The 23,196-nt window shown below is 72.0% G+C and carries 18 protein-coding genes and 2 pseudogenes; 19 read left to right on the top strand and 1 reads right to left on the bottom strand.

Going from position 1 to position 23,196, the window contains the following annotated elements; genetic code table 11:
- Positions 1–467 precede the first annotated feature (467 nt).
- The 8 genes and pseudogenes from IE178_RS01335 to IE178_RS35630 all read left to right on the top strand — a co-directional run.
- Complete coding sequence (locus IE178_RS01335; RefSeq protein ID WP_193510984.1) at positions 468–1,502, top strand: LacI family DNA-binding transcriptional regulator; 1,035 nt, start codon at positions 468–470, stop codon at positions 1,500–1,502.
- A complete protein-coding gene (locus IE178_RS01330) occupies positions 1,499–3,079 on the top strand; it encodes a sugar ABC transporter ATP-binding protein (protein WP_318279772.1) in 1,581 nt (526 codons plus the stop codon). The genes IE178_RS01335 and IE178_RS01330 overlap by 4 nt, the downstream gene beginning before the upstream one ends.
- Positions 3,069–5,021 (top strand): ABC transporter permease/substrate-binding protein, encoded by a 1,953-nt coding sequence (locus IE178_RS01325; RefSeq protein ID WP_184760521.1) that lies wholly within the window; start codon positions 3,069–3,071, stop codon positions 5,019–5,021. Before IE178_RS01330 ends, IE178_RS01325 begins: the two co-directional genes overlap by 11 nt.
- A gap of 83 nt (positions 5,022–5,104) precedes the next feature.
- Positions 5,105–6,097, top strand: coding sequence for a ribokinase (locus IE178_RS01320; RefSeq protein WP_193510983.1), 993 nt, complete (start codon positions 5,105–5,107; stop codon positions 6,095–6,097).
- Positions 6,094–6,483: a D-ribose pyranase gene (gene rbsD, locus IE178_RS01315; RefSeq protein ID WP_193510982.1), complete on the top strand. Its 390-nt coding sequence runs from the start codon at positions 6,094–6,096 to the stop codon at positions 6,481–6,483. Before IE178_RS01320 ends, rbsD begins: the two co-directional genes overlap by 4 nt.
- 252 nt (positions 6,484–6,735) lie before the next feature.
- A complete protein-coding gene (locus IE178_RS01310; protein ID WP_193510981.1) occupies positions 6,736–7,707 on the top strand; it encodes an AraC-like ligand-binding domain-containing protein in 972 nt (323 codons plus the stop codon).
- 713 nt (positions 7,708–8,420) lie between these two features.
- Complete coding sequence (locus IE178_RS01305) at positions 8,421–8,912, top strand: hypothetical protein (protein ID WP_193510980.1); 492 nt, start codon at positions 8,421–8,423, stop codon at positions 8,910–8,912.
- A gap of 102 nt (positions 8,913–9,014) precedes the next feature.
- Positions 9,015–9,437: pseudogene (locus IE178_RS35630) on the top strand (pentapeptide repeat-containing protein); the annotation flags it as partial.
- 135 nt (positions 9,438–9,572) lie between these two features.
- Here IE178_RS35630 and IE178_RS35625 read toward each other — a convergent pair.
- Positions 9,573–9,773 (bottom strand): annotated as a pseudogene (locus IE178_RS35625) (TIM barrel protein); the annotation flags it as partial.
- 167 nt (positions 9,774–9,940) lie between these two features.
- Between IE178_RS35625 and IE178_RS01295 the strand changes: the two are divergent.
- The 11 genes from IE178_RS01295 to IE178_RS01245 all read left to right on the top strand — a co-directional run bounded on the left by IE178_RS01295 (position 9,941) and on the right by IE178_RS01245 (position 23,195).
- The gene (locus IE178_RS01295; protein WP_193511172.1) at positions 9,941–10,273 is read left to right on the top strand and encodes a hypothetical protein; all 333 of its coding nucleotides are present in this window, start codon (positions 9,941–9,943) and stop codon (positions 10,271–10,273) included.
- Positions 10,274–10,315: 42 nt separating this feature from the next.
- Positions 10,316–10,627 (top strand): pore-forming ESAT-6 family protein, encoded by a 312-nt coding sequence (locus tag IE178_RS01290; protein ID WP_193510978.1) that lies wholly within the window; start codon positions 10,316–10,318, stop codon positions 10,625–10,627.
- Between the two features lie 48 nt (positions 10,628–10,675).
- Positions 10,676–11,062, top strand: coding sequence for a DUF6507 family protein (locus tag IE178_RS01285; RefSeq protein ID WP_193510977.1), 387 nt, complete (start codon positions 10,676–10,678; stop codon positions 11,060–11,062).
- Positions 11,059–13,206, top strand: a complete 2,148-nt coding sequence (locus tag IE178_RS01280) for a protein phosphatase (RefSeq protein WP_193510976.1) — start codon at positions 11,059–11,061, stop codon at positions 13,204–13,206. The genes IE178_RS01285 and IE178_RS01280 overlap by 4 nt, the downstream gene beginning before the upstream one ends.
- 91 nt (positions 13,207–13,297) lie before the next feature.
- Positions 13,298–13,828, top strand: coding sequence for a pentapeptide repeat-containing protein (locus IE178_RS01275; protein ID WP_193510975.1), 531 nt, complete (start codon positions 13,298–13,300; stop codon positions 13,826–13,828).
- A gap of 152 nt (positions 13,829–13,980) precedes the next feature.
- Positions 13,981–14,670 (top strand): immunity 49 family protein, encoded by a 690-nt coding sequence (locus IE178_RS01270; RefSeq protein WP_318279770.1) that lies wholly within the window; start codon positions 13,981–13,983, stop codon positions 14,668–14,670.
- Between the two features lie 9 nt (positions 14,671–14,679).
- On the top strand, positions 14,680–14,946 hold the full coding sequence (locus IE178_RS01265; RefSeq protein ID WP_193510973.1) for a hypothetical protein: 267 nt from the start codon (positions 14,680–14,682) through the stop codon (positions 14,944–14,946).
- 16 nt (positions 14,947–14,962) lie between these two features.
- Positions 14,963–16,348 (top strand): type VII secretion integral membrane protein EccD, encoded by a 1,386-nt coding sequence (eccD, locus tag IE178_RS01260; RefSeq protein ID WP_193510972.1) that lies wholly within the window; start codon positions 14,963–14,965, stop codon positions 16,346–16,348.
- Positions 16,349–16,361: 13 nt separating this feature from the next.
- Positions 16,362–17,678, top strand: coding sequence for a hypothetical protein (locus IE178_RS01255; protein WP_193510971.1), 1,317 nt, complete (start codon positions 16,362–16,364; stop codon positions 17,676–17,678).
- A 97-nt stretch (positions 17,679–17,775) separates the two neighbouring features.
- On the top strand, positions 17,776–21,789 hold the full coding sequence (gene eccCa, locus IE178_RS01250) for a type VII secretion protein EccCa (RefSeq protein ID WP_193510970.1): 4,014 nt from the start codon (positions 17,776–17,778) through the stop codon (positions 21,787–21,789).
- On the top strand, positions 21,786–23,195 hold the full coding sequence (locus IE178_RS01245) for a DUF6177 family protein (RefSeq protein ID WP_193510969.1): 1,410 nt from the start codon (positions 21,786–21,788) through the stop codon (positions 23,193–23,195). Before eccCa ends, IE178_RS01245 begins: the two co-directional genes overlap by 4 nt.
- Position 23,196: the final 1 nt, after the last annotated feature.

Raw genomic sequence — 23,196 nt, 5'->3', positions numbered from 1 at the left:
GGCCCGGCGTGCCGGCGAGGCGCGACCGCGTACCGCCGTCACCGGCCGGCCACGCAGCCGACGGTTGATCGCAGACTTGCCCGGGCCCCCGTTCCTCCCCGGCCGCTCGCTCGCTTCTCCCCCGTGCTGGAGCGGGCCGGGTCAAGGGTGGCCCGAAGGGCCATCGCCGCAGGCGACGCGGAGTGCAGCGCAGCGGAACGCAGCGCCCTTGACGCGGCTCGCGGAAGCACGACACTGACCAAGAAGCGAGCGGCCCCACGGCCACCGGACCACACACGGCGCCATGACCGGCCCCCGCCGCACCCGAACCCCGCCTCACCGCACCCCGCCGCACCCGCACCCCGCCGCACCCGCACCTCCGCTCCGGTCACGATCGGATATCGGCCACCCCCACACCCCTTGCGTCCACCTCGTGTAATCGATTCCAATCCCTCGTGTAATCGATTCCACGAGGAGGTGGAGCGGCGATGGCGAGCATCAAGGACGTCGCTGCCCAGGCGGGGCTCTCCGTCGCCACGGTCTCGCGCGTCCTGAACGACCATCCGTCGGTCAGCGAGGACGCCCGCAGACGCGTGCTGGCCGCCGTCCAGACGCTGGGCTACCGCCCGAACGCCCTCGCCCGGTCGCTGCGCACCGACCAGACCCGCACCCTCGGCCTGGTCATCAGCGACGTGATGAACCCGTACTTCACCGAACTGGCCCGCTCCGTCGAGGAGGAGGCCCGCGCGCTCGGCTACAGCGTGATCATCGGCAACGCCGACGAGCGGCCCGAACTCCAGGACCACCATGTACGGACCCTGCTGGACCGCCGGATCGACGGGCTGCTGGTCTCCCCCACCGACGGCGGCTCGCCGCTGATGCTGGACGCCGCCCGCGCGGGCACGCCGATGGTGTTCGTCGACCGGTGGATCCCCGGCGTGGACGTGCCGGTGGTCCGCTCGGACGGGCAGGCGGCCGTGCGGGACCTGGTGGCACACCTGCACCGAATCGGGCACCGCCGGCTCGCGATCATCGCCGGCCCCGCCGCGACCACCACCGGCCGGGAACGCGTGGACGCCTTCCGCGCGGCGCTGCGCGAGCACGGGCTGGAGCTGCCCGGCACCTACATAGGCCAGGGCGACTTCCAGGCCGGCAGCGGCCGCCGGGTCACCGACGGCTTCCTCGACCTGGCCGAGCCGCCCGAGGTGGTCTTCGCCGCCGACAACCTGATGGCGCTCGGGGCGCTGGACGCCGTACGCGCGCGCGGGCTGCGGGTGCCCGACGACATCGCGCTGGCCGCGTTCGACGACATCCCCTGGTTCGTGCACACCGACCCGCCGGTCACCGCGATCGCCCAGCCCACGGGCGCGCTCGGGCGGGCCGCCGTGCGCGCGCTGGTCGACCGCATCGAGGGCCGGCCCGGCGCGTCCGTCACCCTCCCCGCCCGGCTCGTCGTACGCCGCTCGTGCGGCGAGCCCGTGCCCCCACAGTCCCCGTCCCCCGTACGAAGGAGTACGCCGTGAGCAACCCGGACGAGTTGCTGCGCATCGAGGGCATACGCAAGACCTTCCCGGGCGTGGTCGCCCTCGACAACGTCGACTTCGACCTGCGCCGGGGCGAGGTGCACGTCCTCCTCGGTGAGAACGGCGCGGGCAAGAGCACGCTGATCAAGATGCTCTCCGGCGCCTACACACCCGATGCCGGCCGAATCCTGGCCGGTGGCGAGGAGGTGCGCATCCACGGTGCGCAGGACTCCGAGCGGCTCGGGATCGCCACCATCTACCAGGAGTTCAACCTCGTCCCCGATCTGACGGTCGCCGAGAACATCTTCCTCGGGCGGCAGCCGCGCCGCTTCGGGATGATCGACCGCAAGACGATGGAGGCCGAGGCCGCCGTGCTCCTGGAGCGCGTCGGCGTGCCCGTGTCGCCCCGCGCGCGGGTGCGCGACCTCGGCATCGCACGACTGCAGATGGTCGAGATCGCCAAGGCGCTCAGCCTGAACGCGCGGGTGCTCATCATGGACGAGCCGACCGCCGTGCTGACCTCCGAGGAGGTCGACAAGCTGTTCGCCATCGTGCGGCGGCTGCGCGCGGACGGTGTCGGCATCGTCTTCATCACCCACCACCTGGAGGAGATCGCCGCCCTCGGCGACCGGGTCACCGTCATCCGGGACGGCAGGAGCGTCGGCCAGGTGCCCGCCTCCACGCCCGAGGACGAGCTCGTACGCCTCATGGTGGGGCGGTCGATCGAGCAGCAGTACCCGCGTGTGCGGCCGGAGACCGGCGACGCGCTGCTCCGGGTCGAGGGGCTCACCCGCGACGGCGTCTTCCACGACGTGAGCTTCGAGGTGCGCGCCGGTGAGGTCGTCGGCATCGCGGGGCTGGTAGGGGCCGGGCGCACGGAGGTCGTCCGGGCCGTGTTCGGGGCCGACCCGTACGACAAGGGGGCCGTGCTGGTCGACGGCACGACGCTGCGCCGCCACGACGTGGGCGCGGCCATGGCGGCCGGGATCGGGCTCGTGCCCGAGGACCGCAAGGGGCAGGGGCTCGTCCTCGACGCCTCCGTCGCGGAGAACCTCGGCCTGGTCACCCTCAGGTCCGCCACCCGCGCGGGGCTCGTCGACCTCAAGGGACAGCACGCGGCCGCCGCCCGGATCGCCGAGCAGCTCGGCGTGCGGATGGCGGGCCTCGGGCAGCACGTGCGCACGCTGTCCGGCGGCAACCAGCAGAAGGTCGTCATCGGCAAGTGGCTGCTGGCGAACACCAAGGTGCTGATCCTCGACGAGCCCACGCGCGGCATCGACGTGGGCGCCAAGGTCGAGATCTACCAGCTCGTCAACGAGCTCACGGCCGGCGGCGCCGCCGTCCTGATGATCTCCAGCGATCTGCCCGAGGTGCTCGGCATGAGCGACCGGGTGCTGGTGATGGCGCAGGGCCGGATCGCGGGCGAACTCCCCGCCGACCGGGCCACCCAGGACGCCGTGATGGCACTCGCCGTCGGCACCCCCGCCGGGTCCGGGGACCACCACACCGCCGGCCCCGAAGACGACACGGCCGACACGGCCGGCACAACCGACAAGGAGACCCCCCGTGGCCACTGACACGCTCAAGAGCTCGACGGGCGCGGGTGGCGCCTCGGGCGGTCTGCGCCGCCTGCTCCTCGACAACGGGGCGCTCACCGCGCTCATCGTCCTGGTCATCGCCATGTCGGCGCTGTCCGGCGACTTCCTGACGGCCGACAACCTGCTCAACGTCGGCGTCCAGGCGGCGGTCACCGCGATCCTCGCCTTCGGCGTCACCTTCGTGATCGTCTCCGCGGGCATCGACCTGTCGGTCGGCTCGGTCGCCGCCCTGTCGGCCACCGTGCTGGCCTGGAGCGCCACCTCACAGGGCGTGCCGGTCGTCCTCGCGGTGCTCCTCGCCATCGCCACCGGCATCGCCTGCGGCCTGGTCAACGGCTTCCTCGTCTCGTACGGCAAGCTGCCGTCGTTCATCGCGACGCTGGCCATGCTGTCGGTGGCGCGGGGTCTGTCCCTGGTCATCTCGCAGGGCTCCCCGATCGCCTTCCCGGACTCCGTCTCGCACCTCGGTGACACCCTCGGCGGCTGGCTGCCCGTACCGGTGCTGGTGATGGTCGTCATGGGGCTGCTCACGGCGTTCGTGCTGGGCCGGACGTACATCGGCCGCTCCATGTACGCCATCGGCGGCAACGAGGAGGCGGCCCGGCTGTCCGGGCTGCGGGTGAAGAAGCAGAAGCTCGCCATCTACGCGCTGTCCGGCCTGTTCGCCGCCGCCGCGGGCATCGTGCTCGCCGCCCGGCTGTCCTCCGCGCAGCCGCAGGCCGCGCAGGGCTACGAGCTGGACGCGATCGCCGCGGTCGTCATCGGCGGCGCCTCCCTCGCGGGCGGCACCGGCAAGGCGTCGGGCACCCTGATCGGCGCGCTGATCCTGGCGGTGCTGCGCAACGGCCTCAACCTGCTGTCGGTGTCGGCGTTCTGGCAGCAGGTCGTGATCGGTGTCGTGATCGCGCTGGCGGTGCTCCTCGACACGCTGCGCCGCAAGGCGGGGGCCACCCCGGTGGCGGCCGGCACGTCGAGCGGCGGCGGGAAGAAGCAGGCGGCGACGTACGTGCTCGCCGCGGTGGTCGCGGCGGCGGTCGTCGGCGCGATGTCCTTCCTGCACAACGGTTCGTCGGCGGCGAAGACCGAGCGGATCGGCCTGTCCCTGTCGACCCTGAACAACCCGTTCTTCGTGCAGATCCGGGCCGGCGCGCAGGAGGAGGCGCGGAAGCGGGGCGTCGACCTGACGGTGACCGACGCGCAGAACGACGCCTCCCAGCAGGCCAACCAGCTGCAGAACTTCACCAGCGGCGGCCTCGGCGCGATCATCGTCAACCCGGTGGACTCGGACGCGGCCGGCCCCTCGGTGCGCTCCGCCAACACGTCCGACATCCCCGTCGTCGCCGTCGACCGGGGCGTCAACAAGGCCGAGACGGACGCGCTGGTCGCCTCCGACAACGTCGCGGGCGGCAGGCAGGGCGCCAAGGCGCTCGCCGAGAAGCTGGGCGGCCGGGGCACCATCGTGATCCTCCAGGGCCAGGCCGGCACCTCCGCCAGCCGCGAGCGCGGCGCGGGCTTCGCCGAGGGCCTGAAGGACTACCCGGGCATCGAGGTGGTCGCCAAGCAGCCCGCGGACTTCGACCGCACCAAGGGCCTCGACGTGATGACCAACCTGCTCCAGGCCCACCCGGACGTCGACGGCGTGTTCGCCGAGAACGACGAGATGGCGCTCGGCGCGATCAAGGCGCTCGGCTCCAAGGCCGGCACGTCGGTCCAGGTCGTCGGGTTCGACGGCACGCCGGACGGCCTCAAGGCGGTCGAAGCGGGCACGCTGTACGCGTCCGTCGCGCAGCAGCCGAAGGAACTCGGCAGGATCGCGGTGGACAACGCGCTGCGCGCGGCCGAGGGCGAGCAGGTCAGCGAGACGGTGAAGGTTCCGGTGAAGGTGGTCACGAAGGAGAACGTGGCCGGCTTCGGCGGCTGACACCGGCGAGAAGACCCGGGGCGGGGCGGTCACGACGACCGCCCCGCCCCACACGACCACATGACCACGTGGGGAGCCACTTCATGTACGACTACGACCTGCTGGTCGTGGGTTCGGCCAACGCCGACCTGGTGATCGGTGTCGAGCGCCGGCCGGGCGCCGGGGAGACGGTGCTCGGCTCCGACCTGGCCGTCCATCCGGGCGGCAAGGGCGCGAACCAGGCCGTCGCGGCCGCCCGGCTCGGGGCCCGTACGGCCCTGCTGGCCCGGGTCGGCGACGACTCCCACGGCCGGCTGCTGCTGGACTCGCAGCGGGCGGCCGGTGTGGATCCGGTGGGCGTGCTGGTGGGCGGGGCGCCGACCGGGGTCGCGCTGATCACGGTGGACCCGTCGGGCGACAACAGCATCGTGGTGTCGCCGGGCGCCAACGGCCGGCTGACCCCGGCGGACGTACGGGCGGCCGCGAGCCTCTTCCACGCCTCCCGGGTGGTCTCCGCGCAGCTGGAGATCCCGCTGGAGACGGTCGTGGAGGCGGTGCGGAACCTGGCGCCGGGCAGCCGTTTCGTGCTGAACCCGTCCCCGCCGCGCCCGCTCCCGGCACAGGTGCTGGCGGCCTGCGATCCGCTGATCGTCAACGAGCACGAGGCGAAGGTGATCCTGGGCGACGCGGCCGGTGCGGGCGACGGGCCCGAGGACTGGGCGCGGCTGCTGCTCGCGAAGGGGCCGCGCTCGGTGGTGGTGACGCTGGGCGGCGAGGGCGCGCTGGTGGCGTCCTCGGACGGCGTCGCCCGGGTCCCGTCCGTCGCGGTCCACGCGGTGGACACCACCGGCGCGGGCGACGCGTTCACCGCCGCGCTGGCCTGGCGGCTGGGCGCGGGCGAGCCGCTCGCCGAGGCCGCCGCCTACGCGGCCCGGGTGGGCGCGGCGACGGTCACCAGGCAGGGGGCGCAGGTGTCGTTCCCGACGGCGGCGGAGGTCGCGTCCCTGCGCCGCGCCCGCCCGGAGGACGACCCCCGGGCCCCCGTCCGGGGGGCGGACAGCGCCTTCGGCGCGGGTCCGGAAGGCGGCGCTCGGTGAAGAAGCACGGGATTCTCAACCGGCATCTCGCCGGCGCGCTGGCCGAACTCGGGCACGGGGACGGGGTGCTGGTGTGCGACGCCGGGATGCCGATACCCGACGGGCCGCGCGTGGTGGACCTGGCCTTCCGGGCCGGGGTGCCGTCCTTCGCCGAGGTGGTCGAGGGGCTGCTGGCGGAGCTGGTGGTCGAGGGCGCGACGGCGGCGACCGAGGTGCGGGAGGCCAATCCGGCGGCGGCCGGGCTGCTGGCCGGCCACTTCCCCGGCCTGCGCCTGGTCCCGCACGAGCGGCTCAAGGAGCTGAGCGCCGGCGCGCGGCTCGTCGTCCGCACCGGCGAGGCACGCCCGTACGCGAATGTGCTGCTGCGCTGCGGAGTGTTCTTCTGAGGCGACCGGCCGTACGGACTGCGAGGAAGTTTTCGAAGGGGCCCGGTCCGTCGACCGGGCCCCTTCGGCCCCTCCCCGTCAGAACCCCTCAAGTCCCCCCCGGGTCCCCTCCCAGAAGTCCTGACACCGAGTACGACCCGCGAGGTGCGGGGAGGGTTGCACGGTCTCTCCGGGATTTTTCCGGCGCCGGTTCCCTACGATGTCCTCCCGGGCAGGATGCGGCCGTCCGGTACGCGTTGGGGGCGTGGGGCGATGCTGGTGCAGGAGTTCCGGACCGAGGTGGTACCGCCCGCCGAACGGTGGGATCTGTGGCAGGACGTGGCCACGCGCACGCATGTGCCCAACCTGATGCGCAGTGAGCGCAGCGACGACTTCGACGCCACGATGCGGGTCCTGCCGCTCGGGGATCTGCAGATCGCCGAGCTGAGTCTGCCGCACCTGGACACCGCGCGCACACCGCGGACCATCCGGCGTTTCGACCCCGAGGTCATTCAGCTCAACTGCCAGCTCGTCGGCGACGGCGGGCTGGCGCAGGACGGCACCGAGGCGGTGTTCCGGGCGGGGCACCTCATCATGGCCGACACCAGCCTTCCCTACGACGTCCGGATCAACGCGACGTCGGAACGGTCCACGACGGTGGTCGTCAGCCTGCCCCGGGCCCGGCTGCCGCTGCCGCCCCGCACGGTCCGGCGGCTGCTGGCCGTGCCGGTTCCGGTGGACCGGGGCATGGGCGGCACGCTGTACCGCTGGCTGGCCGACGTCGCCCGGCGGGCCGACGAGTTCACGGAGGCCGACGTGCCGACGCTGGCCTCGGTGACCACGGACCTGCTCGCCGCCGTGCTCGGCGGCTGCGTGGACTCGGAGGACGCGCTGCCCCCGGAGTTACGCCGGCGCGCCCTGTACACCCGGATCCGGGACCTCATCGACCGGAACCTGGGCGATCCGTCCCTCTCCCCGGCCACCGTCGCGGCCGCGCACGGCATCTCGGTGCGCCATCTGCACCAGCTGTTCGCGGCGGAGGGCGAGGCCCCGGCGGCCTGGATCCGTCACCGCCGCCTGGAGCGCTGCCGTCGTGACCTGGCCGACCCCCGGCTGCGGGGCCGCTCCGTCCAGTCCATCGCCGCGCGGTGGGGCTTCACCGACCCGGCCACCTTCAGCCGGGTCTTCCGCCGGGTGTACGGGGTGACACCGACGGACCACCGCCATCACCACGGGAACCGGTAGGTCCGAGTTCCGTTGTTCCGCCCGGCTCCGTACAGGTTCCGTCCCTGTTCCGTCCCTGTCCCTGCCCGTTCCGTCCCTGTTCCGTCCTGCGGGAATCGACAAGATCCCTGCACGGACCGTCAAGGATTCAAGCTTTCGGCTGCCGCATGCTGGTGCGTGTGCACGGTGGGGGCCGTGCACTGCGGGGAAACAGGGGGAAGCAGCGTGCGGTGCCGGCGAACGTCGGCGTCCGATCCGGCACCGCACAGCTTGCGCCCCGCGCCGGGCCCGTACGGACTGCGCCCCGTACCGGGCCCGCGCTGCGTGCGCCGCACCCCAACCGCTCAGGACGGCGTTGGAGAACACTGATCCTTCCGGGGACAAGACCGTTGATTCGCTGGGACATTGCGGACATCGTCGTCGGCGGAGCACACTTCGAGGCAGATACACAACGCTGTGTCGTAAACGGCAGGCGGTACGCCATCGGACCCCATGACCGAGCATTTTCGGCCAGCACCTGGATTCGTTCAAATAGACCGTGCCGAGTACACGGCTCTCAAGCACATCATGGGCACCCAGGGAGACATGAGTAAGCTACAGACCATGTTCAGTGGAGCGCCTCGTATTCGGGAGAACCCAGAGGCTGCACAAGAGGCGCTGACCGTCTACCGGAAGCACATCTCGCGATGTACCACTTGACGGTTCGCGACAGTGACGCACCAACACGCCTGCCCGTGATTCTCGCCGAGGTGTTCCGTGTCGCACTGGAACAGACAGACGTATCGGCAGATTCGGAGTGGGAGGACCGGAACTGGGATGCTGTCGTCACGTGCGAGTACGAGCGCCTGCAGGGCGACTTGGACTGGTCCTTCAGCATCTACGCAGCCAACGAGGTCGAGCTTCGGCCGACAGAGGCGGAGCTGGCCTCGTCGGTGGCCCAGCGCCTCTCTGCACCGGTTTTCACGTCCTGGGACGGCAGGTTCCCGTGGGTCCGCCGCGCAGCCCTGCCGGACGGCTCCTTCACGCTGGCACGGGTCCTGCAACCAGAGGACGACAGCCCCGCCTACGTGATCGACGCCGCAGAGTCGAGGATTCCGGGGCTTCCGAACGTTCCCGTGATGCAATTCCCGGAATCAGTACACGCATGTGATTCTCACACCCCGATCACCGACTCGATGAGGTGCACCGGCGCCTCACCGAGCGATGGCGGACTGACACTCAACTGAGGAGACCGAGCAACAGGCAGGCCCGGCCGACGACGGGACCCGCACCCCGTGAGAGGTGCCAGCAGGACGAGGACGGTCGGCCGACGAGAAGGTGGCGTCTTGATGACCACACGTAGAAGTGCCGCAAGGACATCGGCCGTTCAGGCCGCGACGTGTCTTCCAGAAGGGTCACAGGAAAGGCAGAGCGGGATCGACATGATCGGTCTCGATCTGAGTGGGGCGGATCTCTCCGGCGGTGTCTTTCACGAGTCCTGGTTCACCGATGCCAAGTTGGTCGGGGCCAGGCTCGTCGGCGTGGATCTCTACCGGTCCGACGCCGAAGGGGCCGACTTCTCCGGAGCCGACCTGACACGGGCGTCGTTGGTGCGTGTCAACCTTGATGACGCGGTGTTCCGGGGGGCGGTTCTCGACGGCGCCGACCTGGTCAAGGTATCGCTGTACGGGGTCGACGCCTCGGCCGCCTCACTTCGGGGAACCCGCCTCATGGGTGCCTCACTGATCGACGTCAACTTCTGCGGATCGGACCTTTCCGAAGCGGTCGTCCAGGAGAACACGTTCAAAGTCACCGTGGACGAGAAGACCAACGTCACGGGAATGTCCGGCACCGTTTTCGGCCCTGTCCACATCATCGGTCGGGATGGCCAGAAGGAGATCGGCGGTGTGGTACGTGTCGACGGTGACGCCGACCTGGTGGGCGGGGAAGCGTTCCGCGAGGTCCAGGGCCTGGGCGAGCGTCGAGACCACGCACCGGTCGGAGGCGAACATGGGGTGGAGCGGCTCGATGGCCAGCTTCACACCGTGGTCCTCGGCGTAGGGGCCGAGTCCGGCGAGCGCGTTCGCGATGCGTTCCCGCGCACCGTGCCGCCGTCTCGGCGAGTCCTTGTCCGACGTGTATGGGCGTCGGTCGTGTCCCCGGCGTGTCCAGATCCGGTCACACCGCGATCAACGGCGTTGCTCCCGCGACGCGTTGTGCGACAGCATGTTCGAACAGTTCTGTGATGCGTAGGTGACGCACGGGGGTGACACACGTGAAGTTCGACATGGGGTCGACGACCCTGTCGGATCTGGGGAAGAACACGGTCGGTTCGAGCACCGACCTGGGCACGCTGATCCGCATGCTCATCCAGGCGGCCGAGCCGCTGGAGGGGAAGTTCAACGGCTCCGGCAAGGTCGCCTTCGACTCCTTCAAGACGCGTGCGGACGAGATCACCGCCGCGCTGAACGAGTCGCTCGGCGCGATCCTCGAGGGCCAGGGCAGTATGGACACCGCGTTCACCACCGGTGAGACCGAACAGCACGACAACGCCCAGAAGAACATGGGCGCGGCCAACTTCGACGCGGCCCGCTTCGGCGCGCGCTAGACCCATCGGGACAGGGGCCGACAACCACAGGGGGTTTTGACGATGGGCCAGAATCTGGACCGCCGCTCCTACGACACCGGCGCGTCGAGCGAGGTGCAGGGCGGCTTGCAGGGAATCGTCGGGCAGTTGGAGCGCGTGCTGGCCGACCGCGACAAGGCCGTGAAGGCCGCCATGGCCGACTTCCAGGCCGACGGGGTTTCCGAGGAGTACCACGGCAAGGAACTGCGCTGGAACCGCGCGGCCAACGAGGTGCGCAGCATCATCCAACTGGTGCGCACGACTCTCGAGGACAACGACGGGACGGCCCAGTCGACGCTGGCGAAGGCGCGGGCGGCGGTCGACAACATCGGCTGACGCGGGCGCGTCGGCGGGACGACGGCACACGGGAGTACGGGGATTCCAATGACGGGGTGGGACATCTCGCCGTCGGGCGTGCAGCACGTGCTCACACAGACGGCGAAGGCGGCCGAGGGCCTCTCGGACACCGGGAAGGCCCTTCAGGAGACCATGCCGAGCGCGGCGAAGTCCGCCGGCACGATCCAGCAGGGCGGCGTGGAGAAGAGCGGGGTCCAGGGGCCGGTCGCGGCGGCACTGGGCGAGTTCTTCACCGCCTACCAGGAGAAGCTGATGTACGTCGCGGTGCGCACGTCGAACTCACTCGACGGGGCGGCCACCGCGACCAACGCGTACGTCAAGGGTGACCTGGACATGGCCGCGCAGGCCCAGGCGAACGCACTGAAGGAACCGAAGATCGACCTGCCGGGGGCGGGCGGGCAGGGGGGCCAGTGAGCGCGGACCTCATCGATCCGCAGAACATTCCGCAGTTCACCGGCGACCTGGAGCAACTGGGCATCGACTCCATGCTCCTGGCGGCGGAGGCGCTCGTCTTCCGCCAGTCGGGATCGGACGTGCACACCCGGTTCCAGGGGCTGTCGGCGTGCTACACCGCGCCGGAGGCGGAGCAGCTGTTCGCCACGACGGCGCCGGTGGCGGCCAAGGCCGACGAGTTCGCCGACGATCTGGAGCAGGTGGCGGCGGCCCTCGGCTCGTACGAGACGGAGATCCAGCCGCTCGTGGCCCGGCTGAAGAGCCTCAAGCGTCGTGCGGAAACCTTCCGGCAGCAGATCGCGGGAGACGACGACTGGCGCGAGGACGACGACAACGTCCAGCTCAACAACGACCTGGTGCACGACGTCAACGTCACCACGGCGGCCTTCTGGCAGGCGGAGATCACCTGCCACAACAAGATCACCGCGCTGGTGGGCGGCTCGACGCTGATCATCGAGGACGGTGCGCAGAAGCGCCTACTGAAGCGCGGCACCAGTACCTACGGCTTCACCGCCGACCTGCTGAACCAGTCCGAGGAACTGCCCTGGGGCAAGACCGTGGAGAAGGAGCGGCACGGGCTCGACTGGCTGGGCCACCAGCTGCTGGAGGTCGGCAAGGGCTTCGTCGTCGACGGGGTCTGGGGCACGATCCGGGGCCTCGGAACCCTCGTCGGCGTCGACGGCTGGGACGCGGCGGGCGAGGCCTGGAAGGGACTCGGCAAGCTCGCGACCGGCGTTCTCATCACCGCGATACCCGTGGCCGGAGTGGCGTACTGGCAGATGCCCGAGGACAAACTGCCCTCCTACCTGCGCGACTCCCGCACCACGGTCAAGGAGGTGGGCAAGGCGCTGGTCGCCTGGGACCAGTGGGGTGAGAACCCCGCACGGGCGGGCGGCGCGGTCACGTTCAACGTCCTGACGACCGTCTTCACGGGAGGCGCCGGAGCGGCGGCGAAGGGCGGCGCGGTGGCCCGCACGGTCGGCGCGCTCGGCAAGACGGCCCGGCTCGTCGATCCCATGACGTACCTGGGCAAGGCCGCGAAGTTCGGCACGGTCAAGGTCACCGACCTGTTCGCCGGCCTGCGGGGCGTCCACGCGGGCGCCTACGACGACATCCTCGCCGGAACGGGGCGCGTCCAGCCCGACGGCAGCGTGGTGCGGGTCGCCGACGACATGCCGGTCATCCGCGACAACGTGGTGGAGTGGCCGGACGGCACCCGGCTGAACCTGGACGACGGCTCGGTCGTCCGCGCGGACGGCACGGCGGCCCCGGCGAAGGTGGAACTGTCGGCGGCGGACCGGGAGTTGCTGGAGCGGAGCCTCAGGCATGACGAGCCGGTGCTCGTCAGCGCGGGGGATGACGCGATGGCGTCGTCGGACAGGAGCGGCAACAGCCCCGCAGACACTCCTGCCACTCACGAGGGTCCCGCACACTCGACGCCTTCTGAACACAACTCGGCCGCGACCTCTCAGTCGTCAGGCGGAGGAAATGGCGGCGTGCCAGCTGGATCGGGGCACGAAGCTCCCAGGCACGGTGGACCAAGTGACAACGGACCATCGGACGCCTCAGCAGGGCAAGCACCACTCCCGGCGCGCGCGAATGAGCCCCTTCCAGAGCTCACACCGCAGGAAAGGGCGGATCACTGGGACCACTTGGAAAGGGTCGAAGGCCGAAGCCCGTCCGAGTTCGACGAACTCCAACGAGACCCCGACAAGAACGGCGGTATCTCCGAGCCTTCCAAGGACGAGGCCCGGGTCGGTCTGGATCTCCGGGAACAGGGACGTCTTCCGGACGACATCCAGCGTCCCACGGAGGCAGATCGCGGCGAGTTCTACTCACCCAGCACCGACAGATATTACGACATCAAGGGTGTCCACTCCGACTGGCCCCCCTTCAACAACGTGCGTGACAAGTCCCAGCCCTTCAAGGGCGCATACAACCCTGCCAAGAACGACCGCTGGGTCAAGAAGCTGGAGGAGCAAATCACCCAGAGGCAGCGCATAGTTATTCTTGATGTGCGGAACGCAAACCAAGCGGCGATCGACGACATCAAGTCCATCGTCCGGAAGAATGGCTGGGAAGACGATGTCATCTGGTACCCGTGAGCCCTGGATTCCCCCCAAGGCCCCGCCCAACCCTCTAGCCGCAACACGCCTTGAGGAGTGGCTTTCGCAGGGTGGCACAGGTGGACTCGACGTGATCGGTCTCGATCTGAGTGGGGCGGATCTCTCCGGCGGTGTCTTTCACGAGTCCTGGTTCACCGATGCCAAGTTGGTCGGGGCCAGGCTCGTCGGCGTGGATCTCTACCGGTCCGACGCCGAAGGGGCCGACTTCTCCGGAGCCGACCTGACACGGGCGTCGTTGGTGCGTGTCAACCTTGATGACGCGGTGTTCCGGGGGGCGGTTCTCGACGGCGCCGACCTGGTCAAGGTATCGCTGTACGGGGTCGACGCCTCGGCCGCCTCACTTCGGGGAACCCGCCTCATGGGTGCCTCACTGATCGACGTCAACTTCTGCGGATCGGACCTTTCCGAAGCGGTCGTCCAGGAGAACACGTTCAAAGTCACCGTGGACGAGAAGACCGACGTCACGGGAATGTCCGGCACCGTTTTCGGCCCTGTCCACATGATCGGTCGGGATGGCCAGAAGGAGATCGGCGGGGCCGATCTGGAGCGATGGCTGCGGGAACGTGGCGCCGATGTGCGTGTGCTGGAAGGTCGGAGGTGAACGGGTTGTCGATCAGTGTGTTGCGACCTCCGCTGGAAGGTAGTCACCCCGATCCGGACACGCTCCGGGAAGAATGGAACGAGGACACGCTCAAGGACGTGGAACAGCTCCAGGAGTGGCCTCAGGGTTTTGGCATAACCTTCAGCAGCGCCTTGCCCACCGCCAAGCTCCAGTGCTCCCTCGACCCCACCGCCGACAAGCTGGAGACGTGGGAAGCCTGGGTCATGGCGATGCAGGTCGGGTCCGCCCTGTTCGCCTCGGCGACCGCTCCCGAGGGCTCCACCGTCGAGTGCGTGATCGGCCACGAGGTGCGGACGATCCCCGCCGTGGGGATCACGCATTTCGTGGATGCGGGTACCTGGCTGGAGGCCTTCTGGCTGGCGGTCGTCTGCCGGGACCAGGCGCGGATGACCCAGTTGTGCGAGGTGCCGGTCGAGACGCTGCGGGCCTCCGGCGCCGTCTTCGAGGAGTACATCTACCACTGGGTCGACGCCCTCCAGACGTACTGGCTGGAGCGGCCGGGACTCGGGGACAAGCTCGTCGCCGCGTTCGAGGGGACCGACCCGGACCGGCTGCGTTTCCTCGACCGCGAGACCATGCTCAAGGTCCTGTATCCGCCGATCAATCTGTGCTACCGCTTCCTCGGCCGGGACCCGGACCAGTTCAACGAGGCCCTGGTACAGGCGCTCGAGCTGCACAAGGAGTACTGGACGGCGAACGAGGAGCGCCAGGAGACGAGCGACGGAGACATCCCCCTCGCCGTCCTCGCCCTCACCTGCCTCGCCCACGACGCCGGACGGCCCGTCGAGGTCGAGTCGGAGTCCCCACGTGACACGAGGTGAGCGAGCGGCATGACCGCCCAGGACTACGACAGCCAGCTCCTGGAGTCCGTTTCCGTGCGGCGACGGCGGTTGCGGGACGCCCTGTTGTTCGGGGCGCGGCGGCAACGGCGTGCCGCGGACGAGCGGATGGGCAAGGTACTCGCCGGCATGGTGATCGCGGCCGTGCTGTGCGCGGGGTGTGTGGGGTGGTCGTTCGTGTCCCACCGGCTGATCGGGCAGAGCAGCCCGTACTCTCCCGGCGTTTCTACGCCTTCCGGTAGTCCTACAAGCCGGTGATAGGTTCGCGAACGTGATGTCTACGGGGGCCTTGAGCAGGGAAACGGCCGGGGGGCCGAAGGTGTTGAGCCGGGTCACGCTCGTCGGTGAGCGGCGCCGCGTCGACCTCGTGCTTCCGGCGCGGGAGCCGGTCGGGCTGCTGCTGCCCGAGATCATGCGGTTGCTGGACGACCGCGCGGAGGGGCGGCCCGCCTCGCGTCAGCTCGTCACGGTGGACGGCTCCGCGCTCGATCACGACAGCACACTGGAAACGGCGGGCGTCCGCGACGGCGCCGTGCTGCGTCTCGTCCGCGCGGAGGACGCCCCGCCCGCCCCCGTCGTGCACGACGTCACCGACGTGGTGGCGGAGGACCTCGGTCATCGGGCAGGGGTGTGGGGGCCGGCCGCCCGGCGGGTCACGTCGGGTGTCGCGAGCGTGGGTTGGGTGATCGTCGCCGCCCTGTTCGCGCGTGCGCGGTACGACGACTCGGTGGTCGCCGGCGCGCTGCTCAGCGCCGCCGGTGCGGCCGCGGTCGCCGGCGCGGTCCTGGGGCGGGTGCGCAGGCACGGGCTCGCCGCGACCCTGCTGTGTGCCGCCGGCGGGCTCGGTGTGCCGGGCGTGTGGAGCCTGGTCGACGTCGTCGGCGGGTCCTCGGCGGGCGCTCTGCGGCTCGCCGGGGTGGCCGCCGTCGGCGTGCTGGTCCTCGCGCTGCTCGGGCTGTTCACGCCGCTGGGGCGGGGCGGGGTCGTGGGCGCCGGTGCCGTGGCCGTGACCGCCGTCGGCTGGGAGGCCCTCGTCGCCCTGCAGTCCGGCGCCGGGACGGCGGAGCAGCAGGCGCGGGTCGGGGCCGTTCTCGGCGTCGTCTGCGTGGTGGTGCTCGGGGTGCTGCCCCGGCTCGCGCTGATGGCGTCCGGGCTCTCGGGGCTCGACGACCGCCGGGCCGGGGGTGTCTCCGTCAGTCGCCACCAGGTGTCGGCCGCCCTTGCCGCCGCCCATCGCGGTCTGGTGCTCGCCACGGTCACCGTGGCCGGGTCGGCCGCCGTGGCCGCCGTACTGGCGCTGCGGGACCCTTCCGTGTGGACGGTGCCGCTGGCCGCGCTCGTCGCGGTGGTGCTGGCCCTGCGGGCCCGGGCGTTCCCGCTGGTCGCCGAGGTGGTCGTCCTGCTGGCCGCCGCGGCGGGCGTCGTCGTGCGGTTGCTGACGGTGTGGGCGGAGCGGTCGTCGGCCGCGGCACCGCTGGCCGTCTTCGCCGTGCTCGCGGTCCTGCCGCTCGTCGTGCTCGCCGTGCAGCCGGCCGAACATGTACGGGTTCGGCTGCGGCGGGCCGGTGACCTGCTCGAATCGGTGGGGGTCATCGCGCTGCTGCCCCTGCTCGTCGGCGTGTTCGGTGTGTACGGGCGACTGCTCGACACCTTCGCTTAGGAGGCACGGCCGCATGACGCAGGGGGAGCAGAGGCGCGAGCAGCCGCCGGCGGGCGGCGGGGACTGGCAGCGGGACGTGCTGCGGGAGCTGGGCGGCGGCGCCGGGGGAAACGGCCGTGCGCGGACCGGTACCGGTGACGGCAGCGGGGCGCCCCCGGTGCGGCCCGGCGAGCCCACGCTGCGGCTCGTGCACCCCGCGCCCTCACGGCCCCCGGTCACGACGGCGACAGCGGCAGAGACAGCGGGCGGGGACGGTGACGCGTCCGGCCCGCAGGGCCGGCACCACCGCGACGAGCGCGGTCCCGCGGCCCCGGAGCCCGTGTCCGGTACCCGGGCCGCCGACGAGCCGGCCCCCGAGCGGCCCGCGACACCCGCCGTCCCCGCCCGTGACCCCCGCCTCCCCGCGTCCCCCGCCCCCGAGTCCTCCCCCACCCTCGACCCCCGTCTCCTCCTCGCCCTGGGACGCCCCCTGCACGGCGACTCCGTGACCCGGCGCACGGGCAGGGCCCTGCGTAAGCTCACCTCGTCCGTGACCCAGGACGTCGCCGAACGGACGCGGATCGCCCGCGAGTTGCAGCAGCCCGTGACCACGGGCCGGGTGGTGGCGGTCACCTCCATCCGTGGCGGCGTCGGCAAGTCCACCGTCTCCGCGTTGCTCGGGCGCACCCTCAACCACTACCGGCACGACCCGGTGCTGACCCTGGAGGCGGACACCGCGCTGGGCACCCTGCCGGTGCGCATGGGTGCGGAGGCGGTGCGCTGGACGTGCGCCGATCTCGCTCCGATCCTCCACCCGTCCATGCAACTGACCGACGTCACCGGCTATTTGGTGCCGGTGTCGGACGGCGGCTGGCTGCTGCCCGCGAGCCGGGGGCAGGTCGGTCCCCCGCTCGACATGACGTCGTACCGGAAGGTGACGCTGGCGCTGCGCCGCTACTTCGCCGTGACCGTGGCCGACTGCGAGACGCTGCCCGGCGAGGTGGCCCGTACGGCCATGGACACCGCGCACGCCCGGGTGGTGGTCGCGCCGACCACCGCGGAGGGCGTCGGCGCCACCCGTCAGGTGCTGGACTGGCTGGCACGGCTGCCGCATTCCGCGCTGGCCACGACGGTCGTGGCGCTGGTGTCGAACACCCCCGACACGCTCCTCGACGACAAGACGGCCGCGGGGCATCTCAAGGAGGCCGGTGTCACCGTCGTCACCGTGCCGTACGACCGTCATCTGGCCGGCGGCGGCCCCATCCGCACCGATCTCCTGGCGCATGCCACGCAGCAGGCCGTCCTGCGGCTGGCCGCCGAGGTGATGGGGCGCGCGGTGAGGGTGCGATGAGCATCCGGCCGGTGCGCCCCGGCCCGTGCCCGCCCCTCCTCCGCCATCCCCCGTCCCGCCCCTCCTCCGTCACGACCCGCTCCGGAGTAGCCCGCCCGTGACCCTGAGAATCGTCCACCGGCCCGCCCGCAGCACCCGCCCCCTGGAACCCGCCCGGCCCCGTACGGTCGAGGCGCCGCCCAACCTGCCCGAGGGGAAGACCGGCAACGCGGCCACCGCCCTGCTGCCGATGGCCGGCGTCATGGGGTCCGTGGTCATGATGACCGTGATCCGCAACAGCCGGTTCGCGGTGGTGGGCGCGATCGTGCTGGTCTTCGCGCTGCTGGGCGCGGTGGCGCTGTTCCTGTCGCAGCGCGGCAAGGCGCAGCGCACCCGGCGCACCCAGCGTGAGCGCTACCTGGAGTACCTGGAGGAACTGCGGGAGGAACTCGGCGCCGCGGAGCGGCGGCTGCGGGACGCGGAGCGTGAGCTGAACCCGCCGCCGGAGGCGCTGTACGACCTGGTGCGGGACCCCGCCCGGCTGTGGGAGCGGCGCCGCCGGGACGCCGACTTCCTGCGGGTGCGGGCCGGTCTCGGTGACGTGCCGGTGCAGGAGCCGGCGATCCAGCAGAGCGGCGCCGGCGGGGTGCTGACGCCGCCGGACCCGTTCATGCTCAACGAGGCGCGCGCCCTGCAGCGCCGGTTCGCCACGGCCGCGGACGTGCCCTTGACCGTGCCGCTGGACCGCGCCGGGAACGTCAGCGTCGTCGGCGCCCGGGAGGACGTCCTGCGGGTCGCCCGCGCCCTGCTGGTGCAGACGGCGGTGACGCACGCTCCCGACGACGTCGCGCTCGCCCTGGCCGTGCCCGGCGAGCGGCTGGCCGAGTGGGAGTGGGCGAAGTGGCTGCCCCACGTGCTGGATCCGCAGGCGCACGACGGTCCCGTGGCCGCCCGTCGCATCGCGCCCGATCTCCGGCAGCTGGCCGGACTGCTCCGGCACGAGCTGGGCCGGCAGTCCGCGTACGCGGCGGAGGTGCGGCGCGGGCTCGCCGACCGGAACGCACTGCGGCTGGCGGGCCGGCTGCTGGTGGTCGTCGACGCCCACGGCGAGCCGGCCGCGGAACTCCCGCGCCCGGACTCGGCGGTCGGCCTGCCGGACATGGGGGTCACCGTGCTGCACCTCCTCCAGGAGCAGGTCCACGAGCCGGACGAGGTGAGCGTGCGCATCACCGTCCACGGCGAACGGATGGTCGTCGAGGACCTGCGGCGTACCGGCGCCGAGGGCACCACCGCACCGGTCACCGCCGCCGAGGGCACCGTCGACCCGGTCACCGCGGCCGGGGCGGAGGGCATCGCCCGGCTGCTGGCCCCGCTGCGGCTGTCGCCGGAGTCCGCCGCCGAGGGAAGCCCCGTCACCGGGCCGGTCGACTTCCCCGCGCTCCTCGGCATCGCCGATCCCGCCGACCCGGACCTGTCCACCCTGTGGAAGCCCCGCGGCGAACGCGACTTCCTCCGCGTGCCCATCGGCGTCACGGACCGTCATGAACCGGTCCTGCTGGACCTGAAGGAGTCCTCCCAGCTCGGCATGGGCCCGCACGGACTGTGCGTGGGCGCGACCGGTTCGGGCAAGAGCGAACTGCTGCGCACCCTCGTCCTCGCCCTGGCCGCCACCCATTCCCCCGAGCAGCTGGCGCTCGTCCTGGTCGACTACAAGGGCGGCGCCACGTTCGCCCCCTTCGCCGGACTCCCGCACACCGCCGGAATGATCACCAACCTGGAGAACCAGGCCGGTCTCGTCGAACGCGTCCACACCAGCCTCGCCGGCGAGGTCACACGCCGCCAGCAGGTCCTGAAGGACGCCGGCAACGTCGCCGACATCGGTCACTACGCCGAGCTGCGCGCGACGCGGAGGCCGGACCTCGAACCGCTGCCGCACCTGTTCGTCGTCATCGACGAGTTCGGTGAACTCCTCACCGCGAAGCCGGACTTCATCGACCTGTTCCTGTCCATCGGCCGCATCGGCCGCTCCATCGGCGTCCATCTGCTGCTGTCCAGCCAGCGCATCGAGGGCGGCAGGCTCAAGGGCCTGGACACCTATCTGTCGTACCGGCTGGGCCTGCGGACCTTCTCCGCCGACGAGTCCCGCACCGTCCTCGACACCACCGACGCCTTCCATCTGCCGCCCCTGCCCGGATTCGGCTACCTCAAGGTCGACACCTCCACCTACGAACGGTTCAAGGCCGGGTACGTCTCCGGCGCCCACCGCGGCCCGACGGTGCGCGAGCAGCGGGGCGAGGAGCCGCTCGCCCTGCCCTACCCGGCGTACAACACCGCGGAGCGGACCGAGGAGCCGGCGGAGGAACCCGCCGCCACCCGGCGGGAGACCGGCCCGACCGTCCTGTCCCTCATGGTCGGCCGGCTCACCGACGCCGCCCCCGCCGTGCGCCGTGTCTGGCTGCCCCCGCTGCCGGACGCCGTCACCCTGGACGCCGCCGCCGGACCGGCCCGGGTCTCCGAGCACGGACTGCACCTGGCGCGCGCCACCGGCGGGATGCGGGTGCCGCTCGGCGTGCTCGACGACCCGGCCCGTCAGTGGCAGGGCCAGTGGGTGCTGGACCTGACCACGGCCGGCGGCCACGTGGCCGTGATCGGCGGCCCCCAGTCCGGCAAGACCACGCTGCTGCGGACCCTCGTGCTGTCCCTGGCGGTCACCCACACGCCCCGCGACGTCGCCGTGTACGGCCTGGACCTGGTCGGTGGCGGCCTGTCGGCGACGGCCGCCCTGCCGCACGTCGGCGGGATCGCCGTCCGGGCCGACCGCGAGCGGGCGGCCCGGACGGTGGCCGAGGTGCGCGCCATGCTCGACCAACGGGAGACGGTGTTCCGGGAGCACGGCATCGACTCCGTCGACCAGCTCCGCCGGCTCCGCGCCCAGGGCCGGCTGCCGCAACTCGGCTCCACCGACGTCGTCCTCGTGATCGACGGCTTCGGCGCGCTGCGTGACGACTTCGCCGACCTCGACGAGCCGGTCGCCGACCTGCTGAAGCGGGGCGGCGGCTACGGCATCCACGTGGTGGCGGGCATGCTGCGCTGGAACGACGTACGCATCGCCGGCCAGTCGCTCTTCGGCACCCGCGTCGAGCTGCGCCTCAACGACCCCGCCGACTCCTCCGTCGACCGCAGGCTCTCCGAGACCCTCTCGCCGGACGTGCCCGGCCGGGTGCTCACCGACGGCAAGCTGTTCGCGCAGGCCGCCCTGCCCCGCATCGACGGCTCGCCCACGACCGGCGACCTGGGCCCGGCCCTCGACGAGGCGGTCCGGACCGTCCACGCCACCTGGCACGGCGAACCCGCCGCCCCGGTGCGGGTGCTGCCGGCCCGGCTGCCGGCGACCCGGCTGCCCTCGCCGGCCGCCGAGCCGCGGCGGATACCGGTCGGCCTCGACCAGGACGCGCTCGCCCCCGTGCTGCTCGACCTCTTCGGCGGCGACCAGCACCTGCTGGTCCTCGGCGACAACGAGTGCGGCAAGACGAACCTGCTGAAGCTGATCGTCGCCGGGCTCGTCGAGCGGTACTCCGACGACGAGCTGGTCTTCGGTGTCTTCGACCCGCGCCGCGGCCTGCGTGGCGTCGTCCCGGAGCCGTACCGGGGCGGCTACGCCCACAACGCCGCGCTCGCCGCCGCCCTCTCCACGGGCATCGCCGCCGAACTGCGGAAGAGGATGCCGGAGACCGCCGACCCGGACGCGCCCGAGACCGGCGAACCCGCTTTCCGGGGCCCGCGGATCGTCATCCTCGTCGACGACTACGACATCCTCACCACCGCCGGCCAGCAGCCCCTCGCACCCTTCCTGCCGTACGTCTCCTCCGCGCAGGACATCGGCCTGCACTTCGTCCTGGCGCGCCGCACCGCGGGAGCCTCCCGCGCGCTGTACGAGCCGCTCCTGACCACCCTGCGCGAGACGGGCACCACCGCCCTGGTGATGACCGGCGACCGCACCGAGGGACAGCTCTTCCCCGGCCTGTACGCCTCCGCGCAGCCGCCCGGGCGCGGCACCCTGGTCCGCCGCGGCCGGCAGCACCGCCTCGTCCAGACCGCGCTCGCCGGAGCCGAAGAGGAGGAGCAGTCGTGACCAAGGACGTCATCGCCCTCACCCCGAAGATGCCGGACACCTGGGCCCTGCTGGCCGGCCTGTACGCGGGCGGGCCCGAGGCGGCCGTGACCGCCGGGTCCGCGGGCGCGGTGCTGCGGCTGTGCGCCCCGGACGGCAGGCCTCTGGTGTCCGTGGAGGCCCCGCTGCTGGTCCAGGTCCCCGGGGAGGCCGAACGGCTGCTCGGGCAGGACGTGCCCGTGCCGTTCTGGTGGACCGAGGCCCGGGCCTCCGGCGCCGTGCCCGAGGCCGAGCGGCTGGCGGGATCGGTGTGCGGGCGGCTCGCCCTGCTGCTGGGCGGCAGCACCTGGCCCGAGTCGGCGGCGGGTACCGGGGTCGTGGACGTGCGTGCGGCCGTCGCGCCGGACGACGGACAGCCGGTCGTGGACGTCCTCACCGACAGCACGGCCGTCGTCCTGTCCGACCGGCCCGTGCTGGCCCTGACCACCTGGCTCTCCGAGGTGCTGCGCGACACCTCCGAGTCGGACCGTGCCCTGCAGATCGTCACCCCGCCGCACGTCCGGCTCAGTGCCCCGGCCCGCGCCACCCTCCTCCAGGTGCCCAACCGCTGGGTCGTCCAGGACCCGGCACAGGGCTACTACGACGGCCTGTCCGGGGCGGTGCTGCGCTGGCAGGACGGGACGTTCACGCCCGCGCTCGGGGAGGACGGCACGGCCTCGGTCGCCGAGGCGTTCGGCCGGACATCCCCGTCGAGTGACCGGCAGTTCGTCGTGGCGTTCCGTACGACGCTCCCCGCGCACGAGGACACCGTCCTGGGGGAAGCGCTCGAGACGGCCTGGCGTGCGCTCACCGGCTCGGCGCCGGCCGGCTGGGGCACCGCGGAACCGGTCAACCTGCCCTGGTCGCCACGTCGGCTGACCGGCCTGGCTCGTGACCGGGCCCCCGAGCCGACCCATCTGATCGTGACGGGACACCCCGACCGGCCCGCGCTGGCGTGGATCCGGGTCACGCGGACCACCGCCGGTGTCGAGCAGGACGTGACGCTCACCCTCGGGTACGGGGAGGGTGAGGAACCGCCCCTGGAGGCGATCGCACCCCTCGCCGGGAACCTCGTCGCGGAGCACGGCCTGACGACGATGCTGACCTCGGTACGGCGGGCCTCCCGCGACCTCACCACGGCGCCCGTGCTCCAGCCGCCGCCCGTCCCGGTCGCCTTCACCCTGGGTGCGCGGGACGTGCGGGCCATCGGCCTCACCCATGCCCGTCGCCCGCCCGTCGCGGTACGGCCGGTCGTCCTGGGGCCCGCCTCCGGGCCGGCCCTGCACTACCCGCTGGGCGACGGGTCGGACGCCGGTGCCCTCGTCGAGCTGCGCCGTCTGGCGGCGCATCTGCGGGCCGGTGTGCCGGGTTCGGGAGCGGAAGCCTGAC

Origin of the sequence: Streptomyces griseoloalbus, assembly GCA_014650015.1 — a bacterium.
Classification (GTDB): domain Bacteria; phylum Actinomycetota; class Actinomycetes; order Streptomycetales; family Streptomycetaceae; genus Streptomyces; species Streptomyces griseoloalbus.
Note: the sequence above shows the minus strand (reverse complement) of the source record. Positions and strands in the feature narration are given on the sequence as shown.